The following is a 7,034-nucleotide window of genomic DNA, read 5'->3' as shown; positions in this document are numbered from 1 at the left end:
GGGGGGGGGGGGGGGGGGGGGGGGGGGGGGGGGGGGGGGGGGGGGGGGGGGGGGGGGGGGGGGGGGGGGGGGGGGGCCCCCCCCCCCCCCCCCCCGCTCCGGATCACGCTGTCTCCCCCGGTGCCGTCACACGCGCACGGCCAGGACCGGGCACTCGGCGTCGAGCAGGATGGTCTGGGCGACCGAGCCCATCACCAGCTTGCCCACCGGGCTGCGCCGTCGCACTCCGATGACGAGGACGTCGGCGCCGATCTCCTCGGCCGCGACCAGGGCAGCCGCGGCGTGGTCGGGGATCGACGGTTCGGTGACGACCACCGCCCGACCCTCGGGGCCGAGCAGGGCGCGGGCGGCGTCCAGCGCGGTGGTCAGGGCCTGCGTGTCCCGGCCGTGGGTGAGGTTCAGGACGTGCAGGTCGCTGGCGCGGCGGGCAGCCTCGGCGACGGCTGCCGGGAGGACCTCGGCCGCCTCAGCGGCGTTGGCCACGGTGGTGAGGACGGTCATCGTGACATCAGAGCTCCCAGGGGCAGTTCGACGGGCAGCAGGATGGGTGCCAGGACCAGGAGAGCGGCGGTGACCAGCCCGTAGACGAGCACCGTCCGAGTGCGGGCCCGGGCGACGTAGAGCAGGAAGGCCGGGACGAAGACCAGGGCCGCGGCGACGTAGCCGCCGAGGGCGACCAGGGCCAGGAACGCCGCCATCCAGGTGAAGGTGCGGGCGGCCACGGCGACGCCGGGGAAGCGTCGGCGACCGGTTTCGTCCGCCCCGGCCGGGGTGGCCGGGCCCGACCGCAGCCCGCGGACCTCCAGGATGAGGAGCACCAGCGTGGTGACGGCGCCGATGCCGGTGATCAACTGCGGCACCAGGCGGGCCTCGGGGCTGTAGCCACCGGCCACCAGGAAGGCGGTCACGAAGACGACCAGCATCCCGGCGGCGGTCAGCAGGGACCAGACCGAGCCCGACAGCTCGCCCTCGTCCTCGCCTTCCGGCTCCACGTGCCGGTCGTCGGCGTCGCTGCCGCGGCGTCGGCGCAGGTAGCGGATCAGCGCGAAGACGGCCGGCGCGATCAGCACGAGCAGGAACACGACCACCCAGGGGCGCACCAGCCACTCGGCGCCGTCGTACACGGCGTCGGTGAGGAAGTAGTAGCGCTCCAGCGGGATGGCCAGGACGAACCCGATGAGGAACGGGGCCCGCGGGAACCCGGTGTCCTTGAGAAGCCAGCCGAGCAGCCCGAGCGCGATCATCACCCACAGGTCGCCGAGCTGACCGCTCTCCTGGAAGGCACCGAGCAGCATCACGACCACCAGGCCGGGGCCGAGGATCGCGAAGGGCACCCTGGTGATGCGGGCGAGCGGCTTGGTGACCAGGAAGCAGAGCGCGGCGCCGGCGATGCTGGCGATCGCGAAGGACCACACGATGAGGTACATGAGGTCGAGGTGGTCGGTGACGATGGTCGGGCCGGGCTGGATGCCGTAGGTCAGCAGGGTGCCGAGCAGCATCGCGGCGGGCACGCCGCCGGGGATGCCGAACAGCAGGGTGGGGATGAGGTCGCCGGCCTCGACCGAGTTGTTGGCGCTCTCCGGGCCGATGATGCCGCGCGGGTCGCCCTTGCCGAACTTCTTCTTGTCCTTGGCGGTGGCCACGGCCTGGCCGTAGGCCAGCCACGTGCCGGCCGTGGCACCGACGCCGGGCAGCACGCCGGCCCAGATGCCGATCAGCGCGCCGCGGATGACCTGGGTCCAGTGGCCCAGCCACTCCCGGATGCCGGCCAGCCAGCCGTGGCCCAGGGCGATCTCCTCGCCGGGCCGCTGCCGCTGGCCGACCCGGGAGGCGATCTCGGCCAGGCCGAAGACGCCGAGCGCGACCGCGACCAGGGACAGCCCGTCGGCGAGGAACAGGCTGCCGCCGGTGAACCGGTACTCCGCCGTGGACGGCGCGATGCCGACCAGGCCGAGCAGCAGGCCGAGGCAGCCGGCGACCAGGCCCTTGGCGACGTTGCCGCGGGAGAGCACCGCGGCGAGCGAGACGCCGAGGACGGTGAGCATGAACAGCTCGGGCGCACCGAAGGAGAGGACCAGCGGTCGTGCGAGCGGGATGGCCAGGGTGAGGCCGATGGCGCCGATGATCCCCCCGGCCATGGAGGAGAGGAACGCCAGGGACAGCGCCCGGGCGGCCTGGCCCTGTTTGGCCATCGAGTAGCCGTCGAGCATGGTGACGCTGGCCGACGCCGAGCCGGGTGCCCCCAGCAGGACCGCGGCGACGGTGTCGGAGGTGTGCACCACCGCCAGCGCCCCGATGAGCAGGGCGAGGGCCTGCTCGGGCTCCATGCCGAAGGTGACCGGGAGCAGGATGGCGACGGCGCCGGTGCCGCCGAGGCCGGGGATCAGGCCGATGACCAGGCCGGCGACCACGCCGGCGGCCAGCATGAGCAGCAGGGACGGTTGGGTGAGCGAGGCCAGGGCGGCCAGTGCGGAGTCGAGCACGGTGAGCTCCTCAGTCCAGCTGGACGTCGTAGTCGGACACCAGCAGCTCGACGACGTAGTCGCGGACGTCGGGCTCGACGGTGTAGGCGTCGTGCACCAGCGCGGGGAGGTCGTCGTCGGCGATGATCGGGTAGCCGCCGAGCACCTCGGCGGCGGCTTCGGTGAACTCGGGGTCCTGAGCCATCTCGTGCGCGGAGCGGCGCAGGGTCTGCACCGCCGCGTCGGGGGTCTCGGCCGGCACCCACATGGCCTTCTGCCAGGTGTAGGTCAGCCCCAGCAGCGAGCGGTAGGCCTCGAAGGCCGGCCCGCTGGGGGCCTCCCCGTGCAGCTGCTCGTAGACCTCGACGACAGTGGGCAGGTCCGGGAAGTTGGGGTCCCGGACGATCTGGCCGGCCTCGTCGACCTGACCCATGGACATCAGCGGGACGGCGGTCCCGGCCTCGACCAGCGGCGCGACGGCCGGTCCGTACGCCGACGTGGTCTGGTAGTCCAGATCCACCTCACCGCGCTGCAGGGCCAGGTTCACCGGTCCGCGTCCCTCGAAGCCGAAGATCGACTCGACGTCGGCGCCGAGCAGGTCGAAGGCCACCAGCGTCGTCAGGTCCAGGCCGGTGGCGCTGATCCCGCCGAAGCGCAGCGGGGTGTCCCGGTCGACCAGGTCCTCCACCGAGCTCACGCCGGCGGCGGTCCGGGCGTAGATGACCCCGCCGCTGCCGTTGGCCAGGATCGGGGTCAGCTGGTCGAAGTCGTACTGCACCTCGCTGCGGCCCAGCACCCACGGGACGACGCTCGAGGCCGTGGAGACGAGGATCTCCGTGCCGTCGGCCCGCGCGGAGGCCACGAAGTCGTTCGTGCCGGCGATGCCCTCCCCGCCGGGCTCGTTGACCGGCGCGAAGCCCGGCTCCCCGGGCACGACGTGGCGGAGCTCGTCGCCCACGTACCTGGCCCAGGTGTCGGTGCCCCCGCCCTCGGCGAGCGGGATGAGCACCTCCAGGGTCTCCCCGGCGAAGTCGCCGTCGGTCGTGGCCGCGGCCCGGCGCAGCAGGTCCGAACCGACGGTGGTCGCGGCCACGGCCAGCACCACGAAGACGGCCATGATGATCAGAGCTGTCCGCCCCGGAACACCGGGTGTCGGGTCGGCGTCGGCGATCGGCCGCTGGGGGGTTTTGGTGCTCATCGAGGCACCTCCGCGTGGGCGGTAGCGGACGGGGCAGCCGGTCCCGCCAGCGGAGGCCATGATCGGCCGCCGGCCTGCGGGGAGGAAGCCGGTGCAGGGTGTGCCTCGGGAACGGGCTGCCGAGGCGGTTCGATGTCGCCGGGCAGCGCGAGCACGGCGTCGGCGATGCGCCTCGCGGTCCGCGTGACCGCGACCGCGGGTGCGCCGTCCAGCTCGCCGGCGTGCGTGGCCACCACTCCCGAGGGCGTGGCCAGCCGCAGCCGGCCGTCCGCGTCGGACGAGACGTGGTCGGCGACCACGGTCCCCGGGGTGCCCGCGGCCATGGTCAGCGCGACGCTGCCGGTGATGGCCAGGGCCGGGTGCACCTGACCCATGGAGAGCATCCGCACGGTCAGATCGGCCTCGCCCGTCGTGGGGGCGGGGCCGACCACGGCCAGCTTCGGCACGGCCCGCTCCGCCGAGGCCTCGTCGGCGGCCAGGCCCATGCGCACCGCCGCCTGCCGCCGGACACCGTCCAGCGCGGCCAGCAGGCCGGGCCGGGCGGTGATCTCCGCCGGGCTCTCGGACCCGGCCATCCCGACGGTCGCGGCGTCCAGGACGACGACCGGGGCGCCGGCGTCGATCAAGGTGGCCGGCACGGGACGTCCCTCGAAGTCCAGGTCGTCCCGCGGCGAGCCGGTGGGCAGCAGCGACCCGGTGGTCCGCCCCGCCGGGTCCCGGAACCACATCCGGATCCCGACCCCCGGGAAGGGCACGCCCGGGATGTGGTCCACGCCGTCCTCGTCGACCATGCCGCCGGGCGTGGGCACCTGCTGGACGATGAGCTGACCGGTGTTGGTGTTGCGCACCCGGACGGTCGTCAGCTCACCGGTCGGCTGGACCCACCGCCGCCGCAGCGCGTAGAGCCCCGCGACCGCCGAGCAGTTGCCGCAGTTGCTGCCCCAGTCCACGACCGGCTCCTCGATCCCGACCTGGGCGAAGGTGTAGTCCACGTCGGCGTCCTCGGTGCCCGAGGGCGTGAGGATCACCGCCTTGCTCGTGGTCGAGGTCGCTCCGCCGACCCCGTCGACCTGTCGCGGGTCGGGGCTGCCGAAGGCCCGGAGCAGCACCGCGGCCGTGTCCAGGCCGAGATCGTCCAGGTCGGCACGGTCGAAGACCCAGCACTTGCTGGTACCTCCACGCATCCATGTCGCCGCAAGCTCGCGCACGCCATCTCCTCACAGTGCGGAATGACCGGACCTGGACGGAAGGCCGTCGTCCGGGTCCGAGGTGGGCTCCCATCCGTGTCGGGGAGCCGCTCGACGACGACTGTGCGGCCCGTCGGGCATGTAGCACAATCACGGGAAGATTCAGTCCCCTTCACATCCGCTTAAGTCAGGAGGCAGCCGTGCTCGACGTGCGTCGGATGGTGTTGCTCGCGGCCGTCATCGACCGCGGCTCGATGACGGCGGCGGCGGAGGCGCTGAGCTACACCACGTCCGCGGTGTCCCAGCAGCTGAGCCGACTCGAGAAGGAGGTCGGCCAACCGCTCCTGCAGCGGCAGCCCCGCGGCATCGTGCCGACCGAGGCCGGGCTGGTGCTGGCCGACCACGCCCGCCGGGTCAGCCGGCAACTGGCCGCAGCCGAGGCCGACCTCGCCCAGGTCGCCGGGCTGCGGCGAGGCCGGCTGACCGTCGGCACCTTCCCGACCGTCGGCGGCTCGCTGCTGGCCCTCGCCGTCAGCCGCTTCCGCACCGCCCACCCCGGTGTGCGGCTGTCCGTGCGCTCGGCGCGGTTGGACCGGCTCACCGAGATGCTCGACTCAGGCGAGGCCGACATGTCCCTCCTGTGGGACTACGCGTGGAACCGCGTCGACCCGGAGGCCTACGCCCTCACGCACCTGCTCGACGACCCCACGATGCTCATCGTCTCCGCCGACCACCCGCTCGCCGGCCGCAAGCGGGTCGACATGGCCGACCTCGCCGCCGAGGAGTGGGTCGTCCGCGAGCCCGACCACCCGGTCGCCGAGGTGCTCGACCGCAGCTGCCGCGCCGCCGGCTTCAGCCCGCGGATCGCCTTCCACGCCAACGACTACCAGGAGGCCCAGGCCATGGTGAGCGTCGGGCTGGGCATCGCGCTCGCGCCACGGACCGCCGTCACCAACCCCCACCCCGACGTCCGCGTCATCTCGCTGGGAACCACCGCGCCGGCCCGGAGGATCCTGCTGGCCCGCCGGCGGGAGCGCGTCCCCGCACCGGCGGAGGCGGCGATGGTCCGCGTCTTCGCCGACGTGGTCCGCGCATACCAGCGCTCCTGACGCCTGGGCGCGAGGCCCCGGGCGAGGACGTCGTCAGGACGCGTCCGGGACCGCCACGGCACGGATCGGGTCGACCGCGGCAGCGCCCGCCGGGGAGACCAGCCCCGCCGCCGGGTCGTGCAGCCCGCGGGCCGAGCGGTCCAGCGCGGCGACGACGCCGTCCACGGCGGGGTTGCGTGCCTCGGCCCGGGTCAGCACGCCGACGTGCCGGTGCGCCCCGCACCCCGCGAGCCGGGCGGCGACCACGCCGGGTCCCGGGGCGTGCCCCAGCACCGGCACGAGTGCGATGCCGAGGCCGGACCGGACGAAGCCGCGGATGACGTCGTAGTCGTTGCTGCGGTAGGACACGCGGGGCTCGAACCCCGCCTCGGCGCACAGCCGGTGCAGGCACGTGGCGCCGTCGGTGCCCTGCCGGGTGGTGACCCACGTGGCGTCCGCCAGCTCGGCGAGCCGCGCCTCCCCCGCCCCGGCGAGCGGGTGTCCGGCGGGCAGCAGCAGCACCAGGTCCTCGCGGAGGAGCGGGGTCATCGAGAGCGCCCTCGGCCGCCGTCCGGGCACCCGGGTGTAGCCGTAGACGAGGGCGACGTCGAGGTCGCCGTCCTGGACCCGGGGCGCGAGCTCGTCGGGCTCGCCCTCGTCGAGGACGACCTCGACGGCGGGGTGGCTGCGGGCGAGCCCGGCCAGCGCCCCGGGCAGCAGGTGCCGGCTGGCGGTCGGGAAGCTGCCGAGCCGGACCGTCCCGAGGACCCCGTCGGCGAAGGCGCGCAGGTCGTCCTGCAGCACCCCGAGCGCGGCCAGCACCTCCTGCCCGCGCGCGGCGAGGAACGCCGCGGCCGGCGTGGGCCGGACGCTGCGGGCGTCCCGCTCGAACAGCGGGAGGCGGACCGCCCGCTCCAGCGCGGCGATCTGCTGGGAGACCGCCGAGGGGGTGTACCCCAGCTGCCGCGCGGCCACGGCGAACGACCCGGTCTGCAGCACCGTGGTCAGGGTGCGCAGGTGCAGGGGGTTGAGCACCGATGCCCTCCTCCGGCCGGCGCGGCGTCGTCGCCGGGCCGGCCTCCCGTGGGGAGGCCGGCCC

Annotated in this window: 6 protein-coding genes; 1 reads left to right on the top strand and 5 read right to left on the bottom strand. The window is 74.6% G+C overall.

What is annotated here, in order from left to right; genetic code table 11:
* Nucleotides 1–126: 126 nt before the first annotated feature.
* The 4 genes from ACI78Z_RS21605 to ACI78Z_RS21590 are packed head-to-tail and all read right to left on the bottom strand — an operon-like array spanning nt 127 to nt 4,868.
* Nucleotides 127–501 carry a universal stress protein gene (locus ACI78Z_RS21605; protein WP_457038588.1) on the bottom strand — a complete coding sequence of 125 codons (375 nt, stop codon included), beginning with the start codon at nt 499–501 and terminating at the stop codon, nt 127–129.
* On the bottom strand, nt 498–2,483 hold the full coding sequence (locus tag ACI78Z_RS21600; RefSeq protein WP_457038587.1) for a tripartite tricarboxylate transporter permease: 1,986 nt from the start codon (nt 2,481–2,483) through the stop codon (nt 498–500). Before ACI78Z_RS21600 ends, ACI78Z_RS21605 begins: the two co-directional genes overlap by 4 nt.
* A gap of 10 nt (nt 2,484–2,493) precedes the next feature.
* The gene (locus tag ACI78Z_RS21595; protein WP_457038586.1) at nt 2,494–3,660 is read right to left on the bottom strand and encodes a Bug family tripartite tricarboxylate transporter substrate binding protein; all 1,167 of its coding nucleotides are present in this window, start codon (nt 3,658–3,660) and stop codon (nt 2,494–2,496) included.
* Complete coding sequence (locus tag ACI78Z_RS21590) at nt 3,657–4,868, bottom strand: PrpF domain-containing protein (RefSeq protein WP_457038585.1); 1,212 nt, start codon at nt 4,866–4,868, stop codon at nt 3,657–3,659. The genes ACI78Z_RS21595 and ACI78Z_RS21590 overlap by 4 nt, the downstream gene beginning before the upstream one ends.
* Nucleotides 4,869–5,047: 179 nt before the next feature.
* On the opposite strand from ACI78Z_RS21590, the gene ACI78Z_RS21585 reads away from it, so the two are divergent.
* Nucleotides 5,048–5,956, top strand: a complete 909-nt coding sequence (locus tag ACI78Z_RS21585; RefSeq protein WP_457038584.1) for a LysR family transcriptional regulator — start codon at nt 5,048–5,050, stop codon at nt 5,954–5,956.
* A gap of 33 nt (nt 5,957–5,989) precedes the next feature.
* Here the strand turns inward: ACI78Z_RS21585 and ACI78Z_RS21580 are convergent, their stop codons facing one another.
* Nucleotides 5,990–6,970, bottom strand: a complete 981-nt coding sequence (locus tag ACI78Z_RS21580; protein ID WP_457038583.1) for a LysR family transcriptional regulator — start codon at nt 6,968–6,970, stop codon at nt 5,990–5,992.
* Nucleotides 6,971–7,034 lie beyond the last annotated feature (64 nt).

Source organism: Geodermatophilus sp. SYSU D01176 (assembly GCF_054050015.1).
Note: the sequence above shows the minus strand (reverse complement) of the source record. Positions and strands in the feature narration are given on the sequence as shown.

Excerpts from the sequence above, each read along its gene's own strand:
- ACI78Z_RS21605 (WP_457038588.1), bottom strand. The coding sequence starts at position 501 with ATGACCGTCCTCACCACCGTGGCCAACGCCGCTGAGGCGGCCGAGGTC.
- ACI78Z_RS21595 (WP_457038586.1), bottom strand. The coding sequence starts at position 3,660 with ATGAGCACCAAAACCCCCCAGCGGCCGATCGCCGACGCCGACCCGACA.